General features: G+C 72.5%; 19 protein-coding genes. 8 read left to right on the top strand and 11 right to left on the bottom strand.

The window, feature by feature from the left end:
- From GWI24_RS18880 to GWI24_RS18850, 7 genes are all read right to left on the bottom strand, one after another.
- A partial coding sequence (locus GWI24_RS18880) for a response regulator transcription factor (RefSeq protein WP_210947120.1) occupies window positions 1-632 on the bottom strand: 632 nt, incomplete at its 3' end.
- Window positions 629-1,984, bottom strand: a complete 1,356-nt coding sequence (locus GWI24_RS18875) for a sensor histidine kinase (RefSeq protein WP_210947119.1) — start codon at window positions 1,982-1,984, stop codon at window positions 629-631. The genes GWI24_RS18880 and GWI24_RS18875, both read right to left, overlap by 4 nt.
- Window positions 1,985-1,994: 10 nt before the next feature.
- Window positions 1,995-3,302, bottom strand: a complete 1,308-nt coding sequence (locus GWI24_RS18870) for an acyltransferase (RefSeq protein ID WP_210947121.1) — start codon at window positions 3,300-3,302, stop codon at window positions 1,995-1,997.
- 37 nt (window positions 3,303-3,339) lie between these two features.
- Window positions 3,340-4,263: an alpha/beta hydrolase gene (locus GWI24_RS18865; RefSeq protein WP_210947118.1), complete on the bottom strand. Its 924-nt coding sequence runs from the start codon at window positions 4,261-4,263 to the stop codon at window positions 3,340-3,342.
- A 283-nt stretch (window positions 4,264-4,546) separates the two neighbouring features.
- Window positions 4,547-5,179: an SRPBCC family protein gene (locus GWI24_RS18860; protein ID WP_210947117.1), complete on the bottom strand. Its 633-nt coding sequence runs from the start codon at window positions 5,177-5,179 to the stop codon at window positions 4,547-4,549.
- 3 nt (window positions 5,180-5,182) lie between these two features.
- Window positions 5,183-5,554: a helix-turn-helix transcriptional regulator gene (locus tag GWI24_RS18855; RefSeq protein WP_020871140.1), complete on the bottom strand. Its 372-nt coding sequence runs from the start codon at window positions 5,552-5,554 to the stop codon at window positions 5,183-5,185.
- Between the two features lie 67 nt (window positions 5,555-5,621).
- Window positions 5,622-5,921, bottom strand: a complete 300-nt coding sequence (locus GWI24_RS18850) for an SCO5918 family protein (protein WP_210947116.1) — start codon at window positions 5,919-5,921, stop codon at window positions 5,622-5,624.
- Window positions 5,922-6,214: 293 nt separating this feature from the next.
- Here GWI24_RS18850 and GWI24_RS18845 point away from each other — a divergent pair, with 293 nt between their 5' ends.
- The 3 genes from GWI24_RS18845 (at window position 6,215) to GWI24_RS18835 (ending at window position 8,828) form a co-directional block, all read left to right on the top strand.
- Window positions 6,215-6,418, top strand: a complete 204-nt coding sequence (locus tag GWI24_RS18845) for a cold-shock protein (RefSeq protein ID WP_020871138.1) — start codon at window positions 6,215-6,217, stop codon at window positions 6,416-6,418.
- 97 nt (window positions 6,419-6,515) lie between these two features.
- The gene (locus GWI24_RS18840) at window positions 6,516-7,901 is read left to right on the top strand and encodes a DEAD/DEAH box helicase (protein ID WP_210947115.1); all 1,386 of its coding nucleotides are present in this window, start codon (window positions 6,516-6,518) and stop codon (window positions 7,899-7,901) included.
- Between the two features lie 117 nt (window positions 7,902-8,018).
- Window positions 8,019-8,828, top strand: coding sequence for a phosphatase (locus GWI24_RS18835; RefSeq protein WP_374103315.1), 810 nt, complete (start codon window positions 8,019-8,021; stop codon window positions 8,826-8,828).
- Window positions 8,829-8,928: 100 nt separating this feature from the next.
- Here GWI24_RS18835 and GWI24_RS18830 read toward each other — a convergent pair whose 3' ends face one another.
- The 3 genes from GWI24_RS18830 to GWI24_RS18820 all read right to left on the bottom strand — a co-directional run bounded on the left by GWI24_RS18830 (window position 8,929) and on the right by GWI24_RS18820 (window position 12,052).
- Window positions 8,929-9,822: an acyl-CoA thioesterase II gene (locus tag GWI24_RS18830; RefSeq protein WP_210947113.1), complete on the bottom strand. Its 894-nt coding sequence runs from the start codon at window positions 9,820-9,822 to the stop codon at window positions 8,929-8,931.
- Window positions 9,823-9,881: 59 nt separating this feature from the next.
- Window positions 9,882-11,039 carry an acyl-CoA dehydrogenase family protein gene (locus GWI24_RS18825; protein ID WP_210947112.1) on the bottom strand — a complete coding sequence of 386 codons (1,158 nt, stop codon included), beginning with the start codon at window positions 11,037-11,039 and terminating at the stop codon, window positions 9,882-9,884.
- A gap of 347 nt (window positions 11,040-11,386) precedes the next feature.
- Window positions 11,387-12,052, bottom strand: coding sequence for a TetR/AcrR family transcriptional regulator (locus tag GWI24_RS18820; protein ID WP_210947111.1), 666 nt, complete (start codon window positions 12,050-12,052; stop codon window positions 11,387-11,389).
- Window positions 12,053-12,155: 103 nt separating this feature from the next.
- Between GWI24_RS18820 and GWI24_RS18815 the strand changes: the two genes are divergently transcribed.
- From GWI24_RS18815 to GWI24_RS18795, 4 genes are read left to right on the top strand one after another with little or no spacing between them, the layout of a single operon-like run.
- Window positions 12,156-13,808, top strand: coding sequence for a carboxyl transferase domain-containing protein (locus GWI24_RS18815; RefSeq protein ID WP_210947110.1), 1,653 nt, complete (start codon window positions 12,156-12,158; stop codon window positions 13,806-13,808).
- 50 nt (window positions 13,809-13,858) lie between these two features.
- Window positions 13,859-16,507, top strand: coding sequence for a biotin carboxylase N-terminal domain-containing protein (locus GWI24_RS45330; RefSeq protein WP_247616572.1), 2,649 nt, complete (start codon window positions 13,859-13,861; stop codon window positions 16,505-16,507).
- Window positions 16,507-17,439, top strand: coding sequence for a hydroxymethylglutaryl-CoA lyase (locus GWI24_RS18800; protein ID WP_210947109.1), 933 nt, complete (start codon window positions 16,507-16,509; stop codon window positions 17,437-17,439). Before GWI24_RS45330 ends, GWI24_RS18800 begins: the two co-directional genes overlap by 1 nt.
- 3 nt (window positions 17,440-17,442) lie before the next feature.
- Window positions 17,443-18,609 carry an acyl-CoA dehydrogenase family protein gene (locus GWI24_RS18795; protein ID WP_210947108.1) on the top strand — a complete coding sequence of 389 codons (1,167 nt, stop codon included), beginning with the start codon at window positions 17,443-17,445 and terminating at the stop codon, window positions 18,607-18,609.
- Between the two features lie 350 nt (window positions 18,610-18,959).
- Here the strand turns inward: GWI24_RS18795 and GWI24_RS18790 are convergent, their stop codons facing one another.
- Window positions 18,960-20,609: a beta-N-acetylhexosaminidase gene (locus GWI24_RS18790; protein WP_308343771.1), complete on the bottom strand. Its 1,650-nt coding sequence runs from the start codon at window positions 20,607-20,609 to the stop codon at window positions 18,960-18,962.
- 102 nt (window positions 20,610-20,711) lie between these two features.
- On the opposite strand from GWI24_RS18790, the gene GWI24_RS18785 reads away from it, so the two are divergent.
- A partial coding sequence (locus GWI24_RS18785) for a DUF4429 domain-containing protein (RefSeq protein ID WP_210947106.1) occupies window positions 20,712-21,375 on the top strand: 664 nt, incomplete at its 3' end.

Here is a 21,375-nt window from a genome sequence, read left to right as displayed (position 1 = left end):
GCCGCCTGGGTCCGGTCGCGGAGCCCCAGCTTGAACAGGATCCGGCTCACATGGGTCTTCACGGTCTGCTCGGCCACCACCAGCCGTGCCGCGATCTCCGCGTTCGACAGCCCCTGGGCGATCAGCGTGAGCACCTCGGTCTCGCGCTCCGTCAGATCGCCCACCCGGGCCCGGAGGGGCCCGCGCGGGGCGGCGGCGGTCACCCGGGAGAACTCGCCGATCAGGCGCTTGGTGATGTTCGGCGCCAGCAGCGCGTCACCGGCCGCCACCACCCGTACCGCATGGGCGAGTTCATCCGCCGAGGCGTCCTTCAGCAGAAACCCGGACGCGCCCGCGCGCAGCGCCTCGTAGACATATTCGTCCAGGTCGAAGGTGGTGAGGACGAGGATCTTGACGGTGGCGCCGGCGGGTTCGGTGAGCAGGCGGGTGGCCTCGATACCGCCGACCCCCGGCATCCGTATGTCCATCAGGACCACGTCCGGGGCGAGTTGGGCGACCTGGGCGATGGCGTCGGCCCCATCCACGGCCTGGCCGACGACCTCGATGTCCGGTTCGGCGTTGAGCAGCACCGTGAAGCCCTGGCGGACCATCATCTGGTCGTCGGCGATCAGGACGCGGATGGTCGTCGTCATACGGGGTCCTCGGCGGTCTCGGGCGCGGCGGCGGACGGGGCGGGGTGGTCCGTGGGCAGTACGGCGATCACCTCGTAACCGCCGTCCGGCGTCGGGCCGGTGGTCAGCTCGCCCCCTAGCATCGCAGCGCGCTCCCGCATCCCGAGCAGCCCGTGCCCGGCTCCGGGCGAGGGCGGGGCGGGCCGGTCCGGCACGGTGTTGACGACCCGGACGGTCAGCCCGTGCCGCTGGTACCCCAACTCGACCCGCGCCTCGGCGCCCGGCGCGTGCCGCATCACATTGCTCAGCGCCTCCTGCACGATGCGGAACGCCGACAGTTCCACGCCCGGCGGCAGCGTCCGCCGCTCCCCGGTGACATCGGTAAGGATCGTGATCCCGGTCCCCCGCACCGCGCCCACCAGCTCGTCCAGCCGGTCCAGGGTGGGCTGCGGGGCGTGCCGGGCGCCGTCGGCCAGGGCGTCCTCGGAGCGCAGCACGCCCAGCACACGGCGCAGTTCGGCCAGCGCCTCGACCGCGTTCTGCCGGATGCCCGCGAGGTTCTCCTTGAGCTCGTCCGAGGGGTTCTCGGCGAGGTGCGGGGCGACCTGGGCCTGGATGGAGATCACCGACATGTGATGGGCGACCACGTCGTGCAGCTCGCGGGCGATGCGGTTGCGCTCCTCCAGCAGGGTGCGCCGGGCCCGTTCCTCCGCGGTGAGCACCTCCTGCTCGACCAGCCGGGTCCGCGCCACCCGGCGGCCCCGCAGCGCGGCGCCCACCACCACGGCGGTGGTGAAGGCCGTAATGGCGTCGTCGAGGCCCTCGTCGTGGGGCTGGGAGGCGAGGGCCGAGGTGACCGCGCCCACCAGGAGGGTCAGCACCAGCGCCTCGGCGGCGATCCGCGGGCGGACCCGCAGCGCGAGGAGGAACAGGACGGCGGTGTGCAGCGCGATCTGGCCGTAGTTCCAGGGGTAGAGCACATATGCGGGGAGGCGGTCGTCCACGGCCAGCGCCGTCACCAGGAGCATGGCGGTCGAGAGCCACCACGCCGGTATCGGGCGGGTCAGCGCCAGTTGGACGGCCAGCGCTTCGAGCACGACGAGCCCGATCAGCGGCACCGGGTCCTGAGCCGTCCCCGGGCGGGCGGGCTCCTGGAACTGCGCCATGCTGAGCCAGGCCATGAGCACCGCGAAGAGCACCACATGGCCATGGGGCAACCGGCCCAGCCAGCGCATCCGCGGCAGCGGATCGCGCGCCACCGTCCACAGGTCCTCGCGCAGGATGCCCGGCGCCGCGCGCAGGGCCTCGCCCACCGTGCGCGGCAGGGCGCGCAGGCCCCCCGTCAGCCGGTCCGCGATCTTGCCGCCTGTCATGCTCTTGACTCTAGACACTCCGCTGCTCCCCGTGCCGTGCTTGCTGTGCCCGCTTTTGTGCCTGCTTCTGTGCCTGCCTCTGTGCCTGCCTCTGTGCTTGCTTCCCGGGACGTCCCTGGCGAACGACCCGGCCACCAGGGCCGCCACCGCGGACGACCCCGCCACCGCGGACGACCCCGCCACCGCCCTTCCGCGGCCGCCCCGCCTCGTACGCGTGGAACGCCGCCCAGCAGATCAGCAGCGCCCCCGCGAACGCCGGCAGCCAGCACAGCCGGGCGAGCACCCAGCCGGGGCCGTCGGGCACGGTGTGCAGCCCGGTCTGCGGTCCGGCGAGCCGCAGCGTGGTCACGCTGACCGCCATCATCGCGGTCTGGTGCCACAGGAAGACGGTCATCGCGGCGAGGTTGACCAGCGCCACCACCGCCCACGCGGCGGGCCGCGCCAGCACCCGGCGCAGCGGGCCGCGCAGCAGCAGGGCCGCGCCGCACTGGGCGAGTCCGAAGGTGACGGCCGCCAGGGTCGGCGGGTTGAGGTTGGAGATCGAGGCGCCCGGCACCCCGACCATCGCCGCCGGATAGCCGCCGAACAGGACGAGCCCGGCGGTGACCACCGCGCCCCCGGTCAGCAGCACCCACCCGGCCGTCCGCCCGCGCAGCCTGCCGCGGCCCCAGGCGGCACCCAGGCAGTACGGGACCAGCCAGCCGGCCGCCAGGTTGACCCAGCCGAGCCAGGCGGGACCGTCGAAGCCGAAGCGGATCAGGTCGACATGGAGCACGACGGCGAGCGGCCACAGCGGATGCAGCCGCGCCACCAGCGGGGTCGCGGCCGTGAGCACCGCGTAGACCAGCAGGAACCACAGCGGGGACAGGACGAGTATGAGCAGCGTGTGCACGGTCAGCAGGCTCACCCCGGCGCCGAGCAGCGCCCCCGCCGCCACGGCCCATACGGTGAGCACGGCGGCCACGGGCCGGAACAGCCGGGCCAGCCGGGCGTGCAGCCACCGCCGGTAGGTGACGCCCCGGGCGCGGGCGCAGTCGTGGCTCTTGGCGCCCATCTGCCCGCCGACCAGGAAGAACACCGCGAGGGTCTGGAAAACCCAGGAGACGGGGGTGAGTTCGGGCTGGTACAGCAGCGGGCTGGCCGCGCGCAGGGTGCCGCTGTCGGCCACGAGGGCGGTCACCAGCCAGTGGCCGAGCACCACGCCGAGGATGGCGACGGCCCGCAGGCCGTCCACGGCGCGGTCGCGGCCGGGCGGGGTGGCGGCCTCGATCCGCCGGACGAGGTCACGTATGCGGACCGTCTCACGCGGCCGGACCATCTCACGCGGCCAGACCATCTCACTCAGCGGGACCGTCTCACGCATCGCGGCCCTCCACGATCCGGCCCATGCTCACCAGGGCGGCGGACCCGGGCTTGAGGTAGTCGCTGTGCCCGACGTCCCCCGCGTCGAAGATCCGCGCGCCGAACCGCCGGGAGACCGGGTCGGTCCCGAAGCCGATGGTCGTGCCCAGCAGCGGCATCCGCACATGCGGCACCCCGCCGATCCAGTCGTTCCCGCCCCGCCCGGCCCAGACGGTGGCCCGGGTGCGCAGCTGCCGGGCGTCGTCGTACCCCGTCCCGGGGCTGCCGTACAGGACGATGTCCGCGGCGTTCAGCCCCCGGGCGGCCCGGGCGCAGACCACCGAGCCGTAGGAGTGGCACAGGAGCGAGATCCGGGCCCGGGGCGTGGCCGCGTTCAACTCCCGTACGAACGCGGCCAGTCGGGGAGCGGCACCGGCGGCCCGGCCCGTGGTCAGCACCTCGGGCGCCACGGTGCCGGGCGTCTTGTACCCGAGCCAGCCGATGACGGCCGTACGGCGCCCGAGTTGACGGCTCAGCGCGAGCGCCCCGTCCCGGAACCGGCCGTACGTCTCCAGGTTGGTGTCCGATCCCGGCACCAGCACCGCGATGTGCGTGGCGCGCCCCAGATCCCCGTACACCTCGACGGCACGGCCCCCGTTCCGCCCGTCGAAGGACAGGAAGTGCCGCGACGCCCCCCGCATCTTCCGCAGCGCCCGCGCCCGCTTGCGGTCCCCGTGCCGGGCGGCCATCACCTCGGCCGCCCGAATCCCCTCCCGGTTGGCCGCGTACCGGTGCTCAAGACCCGCGACGCGCACCGGCCCGAGCGCCACCGGCGCGGGCGCGGGCACCTCACTGGGCCCAGCGGCCCCCACCAGGGGCGCCACCACCGAGGCGGTGACGAGCGCCGCGAGCAGGGCGCGGCGAAGACGGGACGCCATGGCTGTTCCTTCCGTACCGACGGATGTCGTGGATACGGAAGGTATGGAGCCGGCCGTGTGGTCGGCGTCCCACCGGGGAGTGCATCTCCGGGGTAGCCCCCAGGTATGACGGGTAGGGGGTGGCCGCTCTTACGGGCGGTCGACGCTCTTACGGACAGCCGCCGCCCTTATGGGCAGTCGACGCCCCTAGAGGCACAGCCGTCGCTCTTACGGGCACAGCCGTCGCCCTTACAGGCACAACCGTCGCCCTTACAGGCACAGCCGTCGTTCTTACGGGCAGAGGTCAGCGCGCGGGCACGTAGAACTCCGTCGTGGCGCGCTTCGCCGCCGCCACCACCTCCGCCGGGGCCCCCGAGGCCTCGTACGCCGCGCCCCAGCGCTCGCTGCTGCGGGTCATGAACTCCCGCGCCTCGTCCGAGGCCTGCCACGCCTCCGGGTCGGCGGGCGCGCCCTCACCCGTCAGGTGCAGGGTGAGGCCGAGCAGTGCGCCGTCCCAGCCGACGCCGACCGCGCCGGGGCCGAACTGGTCCCACATCTCGGGCGGTACGACGGCGACATGCTCGAGCTCGAAGACGGTCCGCTCCTCGCCCTCGGCGGTGAGCCGCACCTCGACCTCGCTGAAGCCGGGGTTCTCGCCGAACAGCCAGCTCACCGCGAGCAGCCTCGGGGGCTCGCAGCGCAGGATCTCGCCGCCCGCGTTGCCCGTCAGCTGGTAGTGGCCGCCGAGCTTCAGGTCGCCGCTCACCGGCAGGAACCAGCGGCTGATCCGCTCCGGGTCGGTGCACGCGTCCCAGACGTCCTCGATCGCGGCGTCGTAGGTGCGCCGCAGCAGGACGGTACGGGCCTCGCCGTCGGGCACCTCACGGGTGCCGACCTCGCGATGGACGTGGTTGATCTGGTCGACGATCTCGCTCATGGCTCATGTCTCCGCATCGGTTCCGCTGCCGCCGCCGCGCCCCTGATCGAGCCGCCGCTGCCGCTTGCCCCGCGCCAGTTCCGTCCCCAGCGCGTCCAGCCGCTGCTCCCAGAAGCCCCGGAACCGGTCGAGCCACCGGTCGACCTCCCGCAGGGGCGCGGCCTCGACGGCGTACAACCGCCGTGTGCCCTCGGCCCGTACGGAGGCGAATCCGGCCTCCCGCAACACCCGCAGATGCTGCGAGACGGCGGGCTGCGAGATGCCGAACTCGGCCCGGACGACGGAGCTGACCTCGCCGGAGGACCGCTCCCCCTCGGCGAGCAGTTCCAATATCCGGCGCCGGACGGGGTCTCCGAGGACATCGAGTGCGTGCACGCCCGGACTATGCCAGCCGCCGCTTATATAAGTCAACGCTTAATATGACGTCCCCGCGCCGCGGGGGTCAGTCGTCCACCGGCTCCCCCAGAAGCCCGGAGGCGGTCTCGACGGCGCCGGGCGCCGCGACCGGGGGCGCCGGATGGCAGGTGAAGCCGAGGCGCGTCATGGCCCGGGTCACCTCCCCCGCCGTGAAGTCGCGGCGGTCCTGGCGGGTGACCACCGCCCCGACCTGCTTGGCCGGGTAGACATGGGGGCCGATCCGGACCGATGGGCCGGTGATCGGTTCGGGGCTGACGCCACTCATCGCGTCCGTCACCTCGCGCGCGGTCAGGTCGAAGGCGAAGTTGGCGATGATGCAGCGCATGGCGCCCCCACGGGAGAGAAGGGAGTCGGGAACGCCAGCGTGTCACACCTCGAAGCGGGAGGGCACAGGCTGGCGGGAAAGTCGTCCGCCTGGTTCCCGCCGCGCCGAGGCCGCGTGTGATAGAGTCTCCTTCAGTTGCAGTTTTGGTACCCATGGACTTTGTGTGCGCCTGACGCTACGTAGCCTCAGGCGCATTTCTTGTTTTTGCCGGTCATTTCCGGATGGGGTCATTTCGGCGACTCGGGATGCAGTTCCCACGCATTCCGGACCGACCCCGTATGAAGGAGAAGGACATGGCTACTGGCACCGTGAAGTGGTTCAACGCGGAAAAGGGCTTCGGCTTCATCGAGCAGGACGGCGGCGGCGCCGACGTCTTCGCCCACTACTCGAACATCGCCACCAGCGGCTTCCGTGAGCTCCAGGAAGGCCAGAAGGTGACCTTCGACGTCACCCAGGGCCAGAAGGGCCCGCAGGCCGAGAACATCGTTCCCGCCTGATCACAGCGCCTGTCACGAGCCGGGGCCCGTACCTGAAGGGGTGCGGGCCCCGGCTCGTACGCGTTTCCGCACACCGCGCCCAGCAGAAGGCACCGCATTGAGCCGCTCCCCCCGCTCGTACCGCAAAAAACCCGCAGCCTCCCGTTCCGCCGGCCATGGCCGCCCCCGCTCCACCAGCGGAAACGAATTCGCCCTGCCGCCCGGCTCCGCCCCGGTGCTGCCCGCCGTCACGTCGTTCTCCGAGCTCGACATGCCGGAGGAGCTGCTCAGGGAGCTGGCCCAGCAGGGCGTCACCGTGCCCTTCCCGATCCAGGCGGCCGCCCTCCCCAACGCCCTCACCGGCCGGGACGTCCTGGGCCGTGGCCGAACCGGCTCCGGCAAGACCCTCGCCTTCGGCCTCGCCCTGCTGGCCCGCACCGCCGGGCGGCGCGCGGAGCCCGGCCGTCCCCTCGCCCTGGTGCTGGTCCCCACCCGGGAGCTGGCCCAGCAGGTCACCGAGGCGCTCACCCCCTATGCCCGGCGGCTGCGGCTGCGTCCGGCCACCGTGGTCGGCGGAATGTCGCTCAACCGCCAGGCCGAGGCCCTGCGCGGCGGCGCGGAGGTGGTCATCGCGACCCCCGGGCGCCTCCAGGACCTGATCGAACGCGGCGACTGCCGGCTGGACCAGGTGCGCATCACGGTCCTCGACGAGGCCGATCAAATGGCCGACATGGGCTTCCTGCCCCAGGTGACCCGGCTGCTGCGGCAGGTCCCCGCCGACGGCCAGCGCTTGCTGTTCTCCGCGACCCTCGACCACAACATCGGCCAGTTGGTGCGCCAGTTCCTCCACGACCCGGCCGTGCACTCGCTCGATCCGTCCGCCGGTGCCGTCACCACGATGGAGCACCATGTGCTGCACATCGCGGACACCGACAAGCGCTCCGTCGTCACCCGGGTCGCCGCCAGGGACGGCCGCGTCATCCTGTTCCTGGACACCAAGCGCGGCGTCGACCGGCTGACCCGGCATCTGCTGACCAGCGGCGTACGGGCGGCCGCGCTGCACGGCGGTAAGTCCCAGCCGCAGCGCACCCGGACCCTGGACCACTTCAAGTCCGGCCATGTCACCGTGCTGGTGGCCACGAACGTCGCCGCCCGGGGCATTCATGTGGACGATCTCGATCTCGTCGTCAATGTCGACCCGCCCGCCGACCACAAGGACTATCTGCACCGTGGTGGCCGAACCGCCCGTGCGGGCGGATCCGGCAGCGTCATCACGCTGGTCACTCCGGACCAGCGCCGGGACATGGTCCGTCTCATGGCCGACGCGGGCATCACCCCCCGGACCGCCCGGGTCCACTCCGCCGACCCCGAACTCACCCGTATCACCGGCGCGCAGGACCCCTCCGGTGTTCCCGTGACCATCAGCGCGCCCGTGCCGCCGCAGCCTCACCGTGCGGGCAGGGGCGCCCGACGCCCCGCCAGGAGCCGTCGGCCCCGCCGTTAGGCCCCGTGCGGCGGGGCCCGGGCGGCGGCTGTCCGGGCTGACATCCGGTATTTCGCCATGATCGTGTCACGCCCGACCGGCGGTGGATGTCCCCATTCCCTCGTCGGAGAGGCGACAATGGGCCACATGCCGATACCCAGCGCCGTGCCCAGCCGTGCCGAACTGATCGACCATCTCGTCCGTACGCGCATCGCGGGCGATGTCGCCACCCCTCGTGAGAACAACCTCTCCCACTACCGCAAGCTCGCGAACGGCGACCGCCACTACTGGCTCGGCCTGGAGCTGGGCGACCGCTGGACCGATGAGCAGGACGTGCTGGCGGTCATGGCCGAGCGGTGCGGTGTGGTGGACGACCCGCAGCACCGCTCGGGTCAGGACACCATCGACCCTGAGCTGACGGTCGGCGCGCTGGACCGGATGGCGTCGGTGCTGCGGAAGGCGGCGGAGGCGAACGAGCGGGTGCTGTTCGCCACCGGGCACCCGGGCGGGCTGCTGGAGGTCCACCGGGCCACGGCGGCGGCGCTGCGGGCCGCCGGATGCGAGATCGTGGAGATCCCGGGCGGGCTGCAGGCGGACGAGGGGTATGTCTTCCAGTTCTGCGATGTGGCGATGCTGGAGCGGGGCGCCACGCTGTGGCACACCCACTCCCCCGCGCCCATGGCGGCGATCCTCGACGGGCTGGCCCACGAGGGGCGGCCGCTGCCCGATCTGGTGGTCGCCGACCACGGCTGGGCGGGGTTCGCGGGGCAGCGGGGCATCGACGCGGTGGGCTACGCGGACTGCAACGACCCGGCGCTCTTCCTCGGTGAGTCCGAGGGCACGCTGTCGGTGGTGGTCCCACTGGACGACCACGTCACCAACCCGAGGTTCTACGACGCGATGACGGCGTACCTGCTGGACGCGGCGGGGCTGACGGCCCAGTTCTGACGGCCTGGTCCTGACGGACCGGTTTCCGACGGACCGGTTTCCGACGGCCCGGTTTCCCACGGCCCGGTTTCCCACGGCTCCGGGCCGCCGCCCGCCGCGCTCACTTCTTCCCGCGCGGCACCCGCATGACCCCTTCCTGGATCACGGAGACGGCCAGCCGCCCGTCGGCGGTGAAGATACGGCCCTTGGCGAGCCCGCGTCCGCCGGACGCGGAGGGGCTCTCCTGGTCGTACAGCAGCCAGTCGTCCACCCGGAACGGCCGGTGGAACCACATGGCGTGATCCAGGCTGGCCCCGACGATGTCGCCGACCGCCCAACCGCCGCGCCCATGGGCGAGCAGCACGGAGTCCAGCAGCGTCATATCGGAGACATAGGTCGCCAGGCAGACGTGGAGCAGGGGGTGGTCGGCGGCGCCGTCCAGTTTGCCGTTGGTCCGGAACCAAACCTGCGACTTGGGCTCGCGCGGCCGTCCGACGCTGCCGAAGGGCGGCTCGTCCACGTACCGCACATCGACCGCGGCCCGCGCCTGGAGCATCCGCTCGGTCACCCCGGGGCCGAGGAAGAGGTGCTCGTAGCGGGGCAGCAGCTTCTCGGCGGTGGGCAGGGAGAGCGGGTCGGGGACGTCCGGCATCCGCTCCTGGTGCTCGAGGCCGTCCTCGTGCAGCTGGAAGGAGGCCGAGAGATGGAAGATCGGCTGTCCGTGCTGGACGGCGACCACCCGGCGGGTGGTGAAGGAGTGGCCGTCCCGGATCCGGTCGACGGTGTAGACGATGGGCGCCCCGGGGTCGCCGGGCCGCAGGAAGTACGCGTGCAGCGAATGCGCCGAGCGGTCCGCGGGCACGGTGCGGCCCGCGGCGACCAGGGCCTGGGCGGCGACCTGACCGCCGAAGACCCGCGGTACGAGGGGTGCGGCGTCGCTGGTGCCGCGGAAGATGTCCTCCTCGATCTGCTCGAGGTCGAGCAGATCGAGAAGGCCCTGAAGTGCGTCATTCATGATTCAAGCAGTCTTGCAGACCCGGATTGCGGTCCTGTTGCCGCTGGTCATGACGGTCGTCACAGACCCATGGACTTGGCGACGATGGACCGCATGACCTCGCTGGTGCCGCCGTAGATCCGGTTGACGCGGGTGTCCGCGTACAGCCGGGCGATGGGGTACTCCATCATGTAGCCGTAGCCGCCGTGGAGCTGCAGGCACCGGTCGATGACGACGGCGGCGCGCTCGGTGGTGAAGAGCTTGGCGGAGGCGGCGTCCGCGGCGGTCAGCTCACCGGCGTCGTGCGCGTCCAGGGCCCGGTCCACGACCGCCTGCATCGCGTCCACCTCGGACTTGCAGTCGGCGAGCACGAACTTGGTGTTCTGGAACGACGCCACCGGCTGGCCGAAGACGGTGCGGTCCCGGACGTACTCAGTGGCGAACCGTACGGCGGCCGCGGCCTGTGCGTAGGCCCCGACGGCGATCCCCAGGCGCTCCTGCGGCAGATTGTGGGCGAGGTAGCCGAACGCCTTGCCCTCCTCACCCAGCAGGTCCTCCACCGGCACCTTGACGTCGGTGAAGGAGAGCTCGGCGGTGTCGGAGGTCTTCAGGCCCAGCTTCTCCAGCTTGCGGCCGACCGCGTAGCCCTCGCTCTTGGTGTCCACCACGAGGATGGATATGCCGCCGCGGCGGTCCTCGGGGGTGGGCGGGGCGGTGCGGGCGCAGACCAGCACCCGGTCGGCCAGGACGCCGCCGGTGATGAAGGTCTTGGCGCCGTTGAGGACGTAGTGGGTGCCGTCCTCGGAGAGCTTGGCGGTGGTCTTCATGCCCGCCAGGTCGGAGCCGGTGCCGGGCTCGGTCATGGCGATGGCGGTCATCATGTCGCCGGTGACGAAGGAGGGCAGCCAGCGCCGCTTCTGCTCCTCGTTGGCGTACTTGAGCAGGTACGGCAGGCACAGCGCGGTGTGGACACCGCTGCCACCGAAGCTGACCCCGGCGCGGGCGGTCTCCTCGGTGATGACGGCGTTGAACTTGAAGCTGGTCTCGCCGGCCCCGCCGTACTCCTCGGGCACCTCGATGCCGAAGACACCGAGCTCGCCCAGCTTCTTGTAGAACTCGCGCGGGGCCTGGCCGGCCTCCCGCCACTCGTCGTAGTACGGCACGACCTCGGCCGCGATGAAGTCGCGGATGGTCTCCCGGAACGCCTCGTGGTCCTCGTTGAACACCGTGCGGCGCATATTGGCGTGGCCCTCCTTGCGGCTAAGCCGCCGCCGCTCTCGCGGATCCGCCCGGCCGCCGTCGTGATTCCTCGATGATGACTTGGCAACGCTCACCTAAGCGCTTGCTCAGTGAAAGCTACCCGCGAGTTAGCCAGCCTGTCCAGCCTCTATAGGGCCCGGTTCTCCCCCAGCTACCGCCGGGAGGTGCCCCCTCCGGGGCGCCTCAGCCTCCCCCAGCTACCGCTGGGAGGTGCCCCCTCCGGGGCGCCTCAGCCTCCCCCAGCTACCGCTGGGAGGTGCCCCCTGTCGACAGCTCGACCGTGCTCGGCCCTCCGCGCGGCGGTAGCCGCATATCGATCGCAGCCTCAGGACCTGCGCGCGCTCTCCTTGTCGACAGCGGCGCGCCCCCTCGGCTCACTCGCCGCGCCGTCCGCACTATGGGCGCCGTCGAAGGCGCCCAGGGCCAGGCGGTGCAGCAGGGTGGCGGTGGCCGCGCGCCCCGGGAGGGCTCCGTGGCGGCCGAGGTGGGGCGTGGAGTTGAGCAGTCCGAAGACGGCGTGGACACACGCGCGGGCCTCGGCCTCGGCGAGCCGGGGGTAGACCTTGCGCACCACCTCGACCCACAGCTCCACGTACTGCCGTTGGAGCGAGCGCACCAGCTTTCGGTCGGTGTCCCGGAGTCGGTCGAGCTCGCGGTCGTGGAGGATGATCAGCGGGCGGTCGTCGAGGGCGAAGTCGATATGCCCCTCGATCAGCGAATCCAGCACCTCCGCGGGGGCGCGCCCGGCCCCCTCCCCCTCCGCGGCCCGCCGCTTGCCGCCCGTCAGCAGCCGGCCGCTGATCCCGACGAGCAGCTCGGCCAGCATCGCCTCCTTGCCGGGGAAGTGGCGGTAGAGACCGGGGCCGCTGATGCCGACCGCGGCGCCTATCTCATCGACGCCGACGCCGTGGAAGCCGCGCTCGGCGAAGAGGCGGGCGGCCTCCTTGAGGATCTGCTCACGGCGGCTCGGGGCGGGTGCTTGCGTGCTCATGGATTCGATTCTAGACAGCGGGGTTAGTGGTCGTTAACCTGGTGGGGAGTAGTTAACGTTCACTAACGGTACCGAGCGGGACCGAGCGAGGGGGCTCGTAGCCATGGAGCAGGCACCGGCGCTGCGCAGCGGCGCCGACCCGGGGTCCGACGCCTGGAAGGCCAATGAGGCCGGGCACCGCGAGCTGGCCGCGCGGCTGCGCGAGAAGCTGGCCGTGGCGCGGCTGGGCGGCGGGGAGAAGGCGCGGGCGCGGCACACCGCGCGCGGCAAGCTGCTGCCGCGCGACCGGGTGGACACGCTGCTGGATCCGGGCTCCCCGTTCCTGGAGCTGGCGCCGCTCGCGGCCGAGGGTATGTACGAGGGCCAGGCCCCGGCGGCGGGGGTGATCGCCGGGATCGGGCGGGTGTCGGGCCGCGAGGTGGTCGTGGTCGCCAATGACGCCACCGTCAAGGGCGGCACGTACTACCCGATGACGGTGAAGAAGCATCTGCGCGCCCAGGAGGTCGCGCTGGAGAACCACCTGCCGTGCGTCTATCTGGTCGACTCCGGCGGTGCCTTCCTCCCCATGCAGGACGAGGTCTTCCCGGACCGGGACCACTTCGGGCGGATCTTCTACAACCAGGCGCGGCTGTCCGGCTCCGGGATTCCGCAGGTCGCGGCCGTGATGGGGTCCTGCACGGCGGGCGGGGCGTATGTCCCGGCGATGAGCGACGAGGCCGTGATCGTGCGCGGGCAGGGCACGATCTTCCTGGGCGGGCCGCCGCTGGTGAAGGCGGCCACCGGTGAGGTGGTCTCGGCGGAGGAGCTGGGCGGCGGCGAGGTCCACTCCCGGGTCTCGGGCGTGACCGACCACCTGGCCGAGGACGACCCCCACGCGCTGCGGATCGTCCGCTCCATCGTCGCCACCCTGCCGCCGTCCCCGATGCGGCAGGGGTCGCCGCCATGGCCGCTGGAGCCCTCCGAGGAGCCCGCGGTGGACCCGGCGGGGCTCTACGGGGCGGTCCCGGTCGACTCGCGCACGCCGTACGACGTGCGGGAGGTCATCGCGCGGGTGGTGGACGGCTCGCGGTTCGCCGAGTTCAAGGCCGAGTTCGGCACCACGCTGGTCACGGGATTCGCGCAGATCATGGGCCACCCGGTGGGTATCGTCGCCAACAACGGCATCCTGTTCTCCGAATCGGCCCAGAAGGGCGCCCACTTCATCGAGCTGTGCGACCAGCGCGGCATCCCCCTGGTCTTCCTGCAGAACATCTCGGGGTTCATGGTCGGCCGCAGCTATGAGGCGGGCGGTATCGCCAAGCACGGCGCCAAGATGGTCACCGCCGTGGCCTGCACCCGCGTCCCCAAGCTCACGGTCGTGATCGGCGGTTCCTACGGCGCGGGCAACTACTCGATGTGCGGCCGGGCCTATTCGCCGCGCTTCCTGTGGATGTGGCCCAACGCCAAGATCTCCGTGATGGGCGGTGAGCAGGCCGCCTCCGTGCTCGCCACCGTCAAGCGCGACCAGATGGAGGCGCGCGGTGAGGAGTGGAGCGCCGAGGACGAGGAGGCGTTCCGGGCCCCGGTCCGCGAGCAGTACGAGGCGCAGGGAAACGCCTATTACGCCACCGCCCGGCTGTGGGACGACGGTGTGATCGACCCCCTGGAGACCCGCACGGTGCTCGGCCTCGCCCTTACGGCCTGCGCCAACGCACCGCTGCCCGGCCGTACGGCCACCGAGCCCGCGGCGCCCGGCTACGGCGTCTTCCGGATGTGAGGGGGATGCACCCGATGAGTGCCACGAAGGCGACCGGCCCGGCGCCCGCGATGTTCGACACCGTCCTGGTGGCCAACCGCGGTGAGATCGCCGTGCGCGTCATCCGCACCCTGCGGCGGCTCGGGGTCCGCTCCGTCGCCGTCTACAGCGACACCGACGCGGACGCCCGCCATGTGCGCGAGGCGGACACGGCCGTGCGGATCGGCCCCGCGCCCGCCGCGGAGAGCTATCTGTCCATCGAGCGGCTGCTGGAGGCCGCGGCGCGCACCGGCGCCCAGGCCGTCCACCCCGGCTATGGCTTCCTCGCGGAGAACGGGGCGTTCGCCCGCGCCTGCGCCGACGCCGGGCTCGCCTTCATCGGGCCGCCCGCCGGGGCCATCGAGCTGATGGGCGACAAGATCCGCGCCAAGGAGACCGTGCGCGCGGCCGGGGTGCCGGTGGTGCCGGGCTCCTCGGGCAGCGGGCTGACGGACGAGCAGCTCACCGCCGCCGCCCGGGAAATCGGGATGCCGGTGCTGCTGAAGCCCTCGGCGGGCGGCGGCGGCAAGGGCATGCGGCTGGTCCGCGACGAGGCGCTGCTCGCCGACGAGATCGCGGCCGCCCGGCGGGAGGCGCGCGGCGCCTTCGGCGATGACACGCTGCTGGTGGAGCGCTGGATCGACCGGCCCCGGCACATCGAGATCCAGGTGCTGGCGGACGGTCAGGGGCATGTGGTCCACCTCGGGGAGCGCGAGTGCTCGCTGCAGCGCCGCCACCAGAAGATCATCGAGGAGGCGCCCAGCCCGCTGCTGGACGAGGCCACCCGGGCGCGGATGGGCGAGGCCGCAGTGGCGGCGGCCCGGTCCTGCGGCTATGTGGGCGCGGGCACGGTCGAGTTCATCGTGCCGGGCGACGATCCGTCGGCGTACTGCTTCATGGAGATGAACACCCGGCTCCAGGTGGAGCATCCGGTGACCGAGCTGACGGTGTCGGTCGGCGGGCGGCCCGGCCTGGATCTGGTGGAGTGGCAGTTGCGCGTCGCCGCGGGCGAGCCGCTGCCGTTCGGGCAGGACGGCATCGCCTTCGCGGGCCATGCGGTGGAGGCCCGTATCTGCGCCGAGACCGCCCGCGCGGCGGCCGACGGCCGGGTGGACTTCCTGCCCTCGGCCGGCCCCGTGCTGGCGCTGGACGAGCCGGAGGGCGAGGGGGTGCGGGTCGACTCCGGGCTGAGCCAGGGCACCGAGGTCGGTACGGTCTACGACCCGATGCTCGCCAAGGTCATCGCCCACGGTCCCGACCGCCCCACCGCCCTGCGCCGGCTGCGCGCCGCCCTCGGCTCCCTGACCGTTCTCGGCGTGGACACCAACACCGGTTTTCTGCGCCGTCTGGCCGCCCACCCCGCGGTCGCCTCGGGCGAGCTCGACACGGGCCTGGTCGACCGCGCGGCGGCCCAGCTGATCCCGGCGGCCATACCGGAAGAGGTCTACGCGACGGCGGCCCTGCTGCGCCAGGCGGCGCTGGAGCCCACCGCTGCGCGTGGCGGCGGAACCGGTGGGCGCCCGGAGCCCGGCGGCTCCGGCCTCGGCGGCCCGGCCGCGGACGTCTGGGTCGATCCGTTCTCGGTGCCGACCGGCTGGCGGCTGGGCGCTGAGCCCGCCTGGACCGTCCACCGCCTCCGCGTAGCGGGCCACCACCCGGTGACGGTCCGCGTGCGCGGCCGCGCCCATGACGCGGAGCTCCGCATCGAGCACGCTGACGCCGCCCCGGCAACAACCGGGTCGACGGCCCGCCCCGGCGGACCCCCGGCAGCAGCCGAGGCGACGGACCGGCCCGGCGGACCCCAGGGTGCGGGCCAAGGCAGCGCGGCGGCCCCCGCCACCGGCCGGACCGACGAGCCACAGAGCACGACAGCCGAGACCACCCGCCCCACGGGCGCGGGCCAAGGCAGCACGGCGGCCCTGGTCACCCGGACCAGCCCCAACTCCACCGTCACTGGCGCCAGTGCGCGCATCCCGGAAGCAGAGGCGGACGAGCGGGCCGCCGCCCACCACGCGGCAGCGGACCGCCACCCCGGCGGGGCGCGCGCGGCAGCGGGCACGGCCCCGCACGCGGCGGACCCGCGCCCGGCGGCCGACGCGGGCACGGGCACCACCGCCCCGGCCCCCGCAGACGCGGGCGCGGGCACAAGCACCGCTCCGGCCCGCGCGGGGGCGGACGCCACATGGCGTCCGGCCGCCGACGCCGACGCGGGTGCCGACGCCGACGCGGGTGCCGACGCGGGCGCGGGTATGCGGGCGCGGCTCATTGCCCTCGAAGAGGGCTCCGTGTTGCTGGACCTCGGCGGGGTCACCCACCGCTTCCGGCATGCCGCGCACGGCGCGAGCCACTGGCTGGGACGGGACGGGGACGCCTGGCGCGTGGTCGGGCACGACCCCGTGGAGGAGGCGCTGCGCGGCGGGGCCGCAGCGGCGCACGCCGGGGAGCTGACCGCGCCCATGCCCGGCACCGTCACCGTCGTGAAGGCGGCCGTCGGCGACGAGGTCACCGCAGGTCAGGGACTGCTGGTGGTCGAGGCGATGAAGATGGAGCACCTCATCGCCGCGCCGCACGACGGCACCGTCACCGAGCTCGAGGTGACCCCCGGCAGCACGGTCGCCATGGACCAGCTGCTGGCGGTCGTCACCCCGCACGAGCCGCACCAGAGCGAGGAGCGTGAGTGATGACCCTCCCCATGACCGTCCCGGTCCCCGGGCTGCCCACCCGGGTCCGGATCCACGAGGTGGGCCCCCGGGACGGGTTGCAGAACGAGAAGGTGCTGGTCCCGGCGGCCATCAAGGCCGAGTTCATCCACCGGCTCGCCGAGGCCGGCCTCACCACCATCGAGGCCACCAGCTTCGTCCACCCCAAGTGGGTGCCCCAACTGGCCGACGCCGAGGAGCTGATGCCGCTCATCGACGACGTGGACGCCCGGCTCCCCGTGCTCGTGCCCAATGAGCGCGGGCTGGACCGCGCCCTCGCGCTGGGCGCGCGCGAGATCGCCGTCTTCGCCAGCGCCACGGAGTCCTTCGCCAAGGCCAATCTCAATCGCACGGTGGACGGCGCGCTGGAGATGTTCGAGCCGGTCGTCACCATGGCCAAGGACGCGGGCGTGGCCGTGCGCGGCTATCTGTCCATGTGCTTCGGTGACCCGTGGGAGGGCCCGGTCCCGATCTCCCAGACCGTCTCGGTCAGCCGCCGTCTGCTGGACATGGGGTGCGACGAGATCAGCCTCGGCGACACCATCGGCGTGGCCACCCCGGGCCATGTGCGGGAGCTGCTGGACACGCTCAACGAGGCGGGCGTCGCCAACGACCGGCTGGCCGTGCACTTCCACGACACCTACGGCCAGGCGCTCGCCAACACCCTCGCCGCGCTCGAGCACGGCGTGACCACCGTCGACGCCTCCGCCGGGGGCCTCGGCGGCTGCCCGTACGCCAAGAGCGCCACGGGCAATCTCGCCACCGAAGACCTCGTGTGGATGCTCGACGGCCTCGGCATCGAGACCGGGGTCGACATCGGCCGTCTCACCGCCACCAGCGTGTGGATGGCCCGGCATCTGGGCCGGCCCAGCCCGTCCCGCACCGTCCGCGCCCTCTCCCAGAAGGAGATCTGAGCCATGCCGATCGACCACCGACTCAGCCCCGAACACGAGGAACTGCGCCGCACCGTCGAGGCGTTCGCGCATGATGTGGTCGCCCCCAAGATCGGGGAGTACTGGGAGCACCATGAGTTCCCGTACGAGATCGTCCGCGAGATGGGCCGGATGGGCCTGTTCGGCCTGCCCTTCCCGGAGGAGTACGGGGGTATGGGCGGGGACTACTTCGCGCTCTGCCTCGTCCTGGAGGAGCTGGCCCGGGTGGACTCCTCGGTGGCGATCACCCTGGAGGCGGGGGTCTCGCTCGGCGCGATGCCGATCTTCCTCTACGGCACGGAGGAGCAGAAGCGCACCTGGCTGCCGGGGCTCTGCTCCGGGGAGACCCTGGGCGCGTTCGGTCTGACCGAGCCCGGCGGCGGCTCGGACGCGGGCGCCACCCGCACCACGGCCCGGCTGGACGAGGCCACGGGCGAGTGGGTGATCAATGGCACCAAGTGCTTCATCACCAACTCCGGTACGGACATCACCGCGCTGGTCACCGTCACCGCCGTCACCGGCCGCAAGGAGGACGGCGGCCCCGAGATCTCCTCGATCATCGTGCCGTCCGGCACCCCCGGCTTCAGCGTGGCCGCCCCCTACTCCAAGGTGGGGTGGAACGCCTCGGACACCCGCGAGCTGTCCTTCGCCGACTGCCGGGTCCCGGCCGCGAACCTGCTGGGCGCGCAGGGCCGGGGCTACGCCCAGTTCCTGCGGATACTGGACGAGGGCCGGATCGCGATTTCCGCCCTGGCCACCGGGCTCGCCCAGGGCTGTGTGGACGAGTCGGTGGCGTACGCCAGGACCCGCGAGGCGTTCGGCCGCCCCATCGGCGCCAACCAGGCGATCCAGTTCAAGCTGGCCGACATGGAGATGCGCGCCCATATGGCCCGGGTGGCCTGGCGCGACGCGGCGTCCCGGCTGGTGCTCGGCGAGCCGTTCAAGAAGGAGGCGTCGATCGCGAAGCTCTACTCCTCCGAGGTCGCGGTGGACAACGCACGCGAGGCCACCCAGATCCACGGTGGCTACGGCTTCATGAACGAGTATCCGGTGGCCCGGATGTGGCGGGATTCCAAGATCCTGGAGATCGGCGAGGGCACCAGCGAGATCCAGCGCACGCTGATCGCCCGAGAGCTCGGCTTCGCGAGCTGAGCACCGATGGGGGCCCACCCGACGGCCGGCCGCCCCGGCTGAGGCGCCGCCCGTAGGCCGGGTCGCCCCCATGGGGCGTCCGGCGACCACGCGGCGGAGCAGCCGATCCGCCCCTGGACCCCGGGGCCTGGGGCCAGGGGCGGAGCCCCAGCTGTGACCCCGGGGGTCTGGGCACAGCCCCAGCTGTCACCCCGGGGCCTGGGGCGGAGCCCCAGTTGTGGGAAGGGGCGGGGAGGGGAACAGCGCGCCGCAGGCGTCACGATCCGCCGGACACGCCTAGCGCCAGGGCCGCCCGTAGGGCCGGGGCCTCGGCCGAGCGGAGGCCCGGGGCCCTCGGCCGAGCGGAGGCCTCAGCTCGTGGGCCAGGGGATCTGCGGGGAGTGGTAGTACGTGATGCGCATCGCGTCCCAGCGGGGGCCCTGCGCGGCCACCCGCACCTTGTAGTCGTCCCAGTCGTGCGCGCTCGCGGGCGACCAGCCGAGCTCGGCGATGCCGGGGAGGCGGGGGAAGGCCATGTACTCGATCTGCGGGCTGGTCTGGAGGGTCTCCGACCACAGCGGCGCCTCGACACCGAGCACCGAGGACGCCGGGGCATCCTTGATGTAGGCGCCCGGGTCCCAGTCGTAGGACTGCTTCGCCTCGACGTATCCGGCCCAGTTCTGCCCCAGCGGCGTGTCGGCGTTGTACTTCATGTCCAGATAGGCGCGGTTGGCCGGGGAGAGGATCAGCCGGGTGCCCGCCTTGGCCGCGTCCGCGACCTCCTTCTCGCTCCCGTCCGTCCCCCAGTACTGGGCGATCGCGTCCTTCGCGGGGTGCGCACCGGTCAGCTGGTGCCAGCCGACCACCGTCTTGCCGTACTTGGCGACCACCGGCTGCACCCGGTCCATGAACGCCACATAGTCCTCATGGCTGGTGGAGTGGGCCTCGTCCCCGCCGATGTGGAGGTAGGGGCCGGGGGTGAGCGCTGCGAGCTCGCGGATGACGTCGTCCACGAAGTCGTACGTCACCTCCTTCGGCGCGCACAGCGAGCTGAAACCGACCTCGGTGCCGGTGTAGAGCGGTGGGGCGACGCCGTCGCAGTTGAGCTCCGCGTAGGAGGCGAGCGCCGCGTTGGTGTGGCCCGGCATGTCGATCTCGGGGACGACGGTCAGCTCACGGCTCGCCGCGTAGCGCACGATCTCGCGGTAGTCGTCCTTGGTGTAGTAGCCGCCGGGCCCGCCCCCGACCTGTGTGGAGCCGCCGTGCCTGGCCAGCTTCGGCCAGGAGTCGATCGCGATCCGCCACCCCTGGTCGTCCGAGAGATGCAGATGCAGCTTGTTGATCTTGTAGAGCGCCAGCTGGTCGATATAGCGCTTGACCTGGTCCACGCCGAAGAAGTGCCGGGAGACATCGAGCATCGCGCCCCGCCAGGCGTAGCGCGGCACATCGGTGATGGTGCCGCCGGAGACCCGCCAGGGGCCCGACTGCCGGGTGGTGCGCTCGATGGACGCGGGTAGCAGCTGCCGCAGCGTCTGGACGCCGTGGAACAGCCCGGCGGAGCCGCGTGCGGTGAGGGTGATCGCGCGGCCGGTGACCTGGAGCCGGTACCCCTCCGCGCCCAGCGTCCGCACCCCGGCCGCCTTGGGCGTCAGCCGCAGCCGGATGCCGTCGTCGCCCGATCGCGTGGTGACGGGCAGCGAAAAGCCGGTGGAGGGGCGCAGCACCCGCGCCAGATAGTCGCCCACCCGGCGCGCCGAACGCGCCGAGCCGTCGGAGCCGGACACCCGGACGCGGGTGTCCGAGCGGATCGCGTACGAGCCCGACGCGGGCCGTACGGACGCGGGCGCGGGCACGACCCGGTCCAGCGGAGTCGGGGCGGCGGCGTTCTGGGCGGAAGCGGAGGACGAGCGAGAGGACCAGGGGGAAGCCGGAGAAGCGGAGGCGGAGGAGGCCGCGGTCCCCGCCCCGGCCACCACGGTCAGCAGCAGGGAACACAGAAGTCGAGCACGGCGTCGTCTCACAGGCGATCCCTTCAACGAAACGTGCATCTTGGGTACCGCGAGGGTCAGTTGCGGTCAAGGTGTAGACCAATGTGTCGCTGTCTGCCTGTCAGAATTCACCGCATGGCGGAAATCACCCAGCGCGATGGCGCCTGGAGCTTTGACGGGGAAGCGATCCGGATCGTCCCGGGGCGGGACCGCGGCGTGCCTGCCGTACGGCAGGCGCTCGGTGAACTGACCGTCCCCCTGGTGGCCTTGGCCGGGGTGGCCTACGAGCCGGGGCGGAAGTCGGGCCGGCTGCGGCTGCGCCTGCGCGAGGGGGCGGACCCGCTGCTGCAGGCCACCGGCGGCAAGCTGCCGGACGCCGCCGATCCGTATCAGCTCTCGGTGGAGCCGGATCGCAGGGACCTCGCCGAGTATCTGGTCGACGAGGTCCGCCAGGCTCTGACCCTGGAGCAGGTGCCGCCCGGCCCCTGCGACCGCTATGTGCTGCCCGGCCCCTCGGTGCCGATATCGGCGTCGGCGGGCGACGCCACGGCCTCCTTCGACGGTGAGCGGGTCCGGCTGGACTGGAACTGGAAGACCGAGGAGTCGAAGAAGTCCGGCGGCCCCCGCACGATCCTCCTGCCGGACCTGGAGATGGTGGAGTGGGTCCCGGCCGCCGGGCTGGAGAACGGCTACCTCCGCTTCATCACGGCGAAGGCCACGGCGACGGCAGCGCCCAAGTACGACCCGCATGCCGTGGTGCTGTACGGATTCAAGAAGGATCCGCTGATGGCGCTGGTCG

This window comes from Streptomyces sp. MK37H, assembly GCF_018035285.1.
Taxonomy (GTDB): domain Bacteria; phylum Actinomycetota; class Actinomycetes; order Streptomycetales; family Streptomycetaceae; genus Streptomyces; species Streptomyces endocoffeicus.
This window is presented reverse-complemented; position numbering and strand designations above follow the sequence as displayed.

Excerpts from the sequence above, each read along its gene's own strand:
- GWI24_RS45330 (WP_247616572.1), top strand. The coding sequence starts at position 13,859 with ATGTTCGACACCGTCCTGGTGGCCAACCGCGGTGAGATCGCCGTGCGC.
- GWI24_RS18835 (WP_374103315.1), top strand. The coding sequence starts at position 8,019 with ATGGGCCACATGCCGATACCCAGCGCCGTGCCCAGCCGTGCCGAACTG.
- GWI24_RS18845 (WP_020871138.1), top strand. The coding sequence starts at position 6,215 with ATGGCTACTGGCACCGTGAAGTGGTTCAACGCGGAAAAGGGCTTCGGC.
- GWI24_RS18820 (WP_210947111.1), bottom strand. The coding sequence starts at position 12,052 with ATGAGCACGCAAGCACCCGCCCCGAGCCGCCGTGAGCAGATCCTCAAG.
- GWI24_RS18850 (WP_210947116.1), bottom strand. The coding sequence starts at position 5,921 with ATGCGCTGCATCATCGCCAACTTCGCCTTCGACCTGACCGCGCGCGAG.
- GWI24_RS18830 (WP_210947113.1), bottom strand. The coding sequence starts at position 9,822 with ATGAATGACGCACTTCAGGGCCTTCTCGATCTGCTCGACCTCGAGCAG.
- GWI24_RS18825 (WP_210947112.1), bottom strand. The coding sequence starts at position 11,039 with ATGCGCCGCACGGTGTTCAACGAGGACCACGAGGCGTTCCGGGAGACC.
- GWI24_RS18865 (WP_210947118.1), bottom strand. The coding sequence starts at position 4,263 with ATGGCGTCCCGTCTTCGCCGCGCCCTGCTCGCGGCGCTCGTCACCGCC.
- GWI24_RS18870 (WP_210947121.1), bottom strand. The coding sequence starts at position 3,302 with ATGGTCCGGCCGCGTGAGACGGTCCGCATACGTGACCTCGTCCGGCGG.
- GWI24_RS18795 (WP_210947108.1), top strand. The coding sequence starts at position 17,443 with ATGCCGATCGACCACCGACTCAGCCCCGAACACGAGGAACTGCGCCGC.
- GWI24_RS18815 (WP_210947110.1), top strand. The coding sequence starts at position 12,156 with ATGGAGCAGGCACCGGCGCTGCGCAGCGGCGCCGACCCGGGGTCCGAC.
- GWI24_RS18860 (WP_210947117.1), bottom strand. The coding sequence starts at position 5,179 with ATGAGCGAGATCGTCGACCAGATCAACCACGTCCATCGCGAGGTCGGC.
- GWI24_RS18800 (WP_210947109.1), top strand. The coding sequence starts at position 16,507 with ATGACCCTCCCCATGACCGTCCCGGTCCCCGGGCTGCCCACCCGGGTC.
- GWI24_RS18875 (WP_210947119.1), bottom strand. The coding sequence starts at position 1,984 with ATGACAGGCGGCAAGATCGCGGACCGGCTGACGGGGGGCCTGCGCGCC.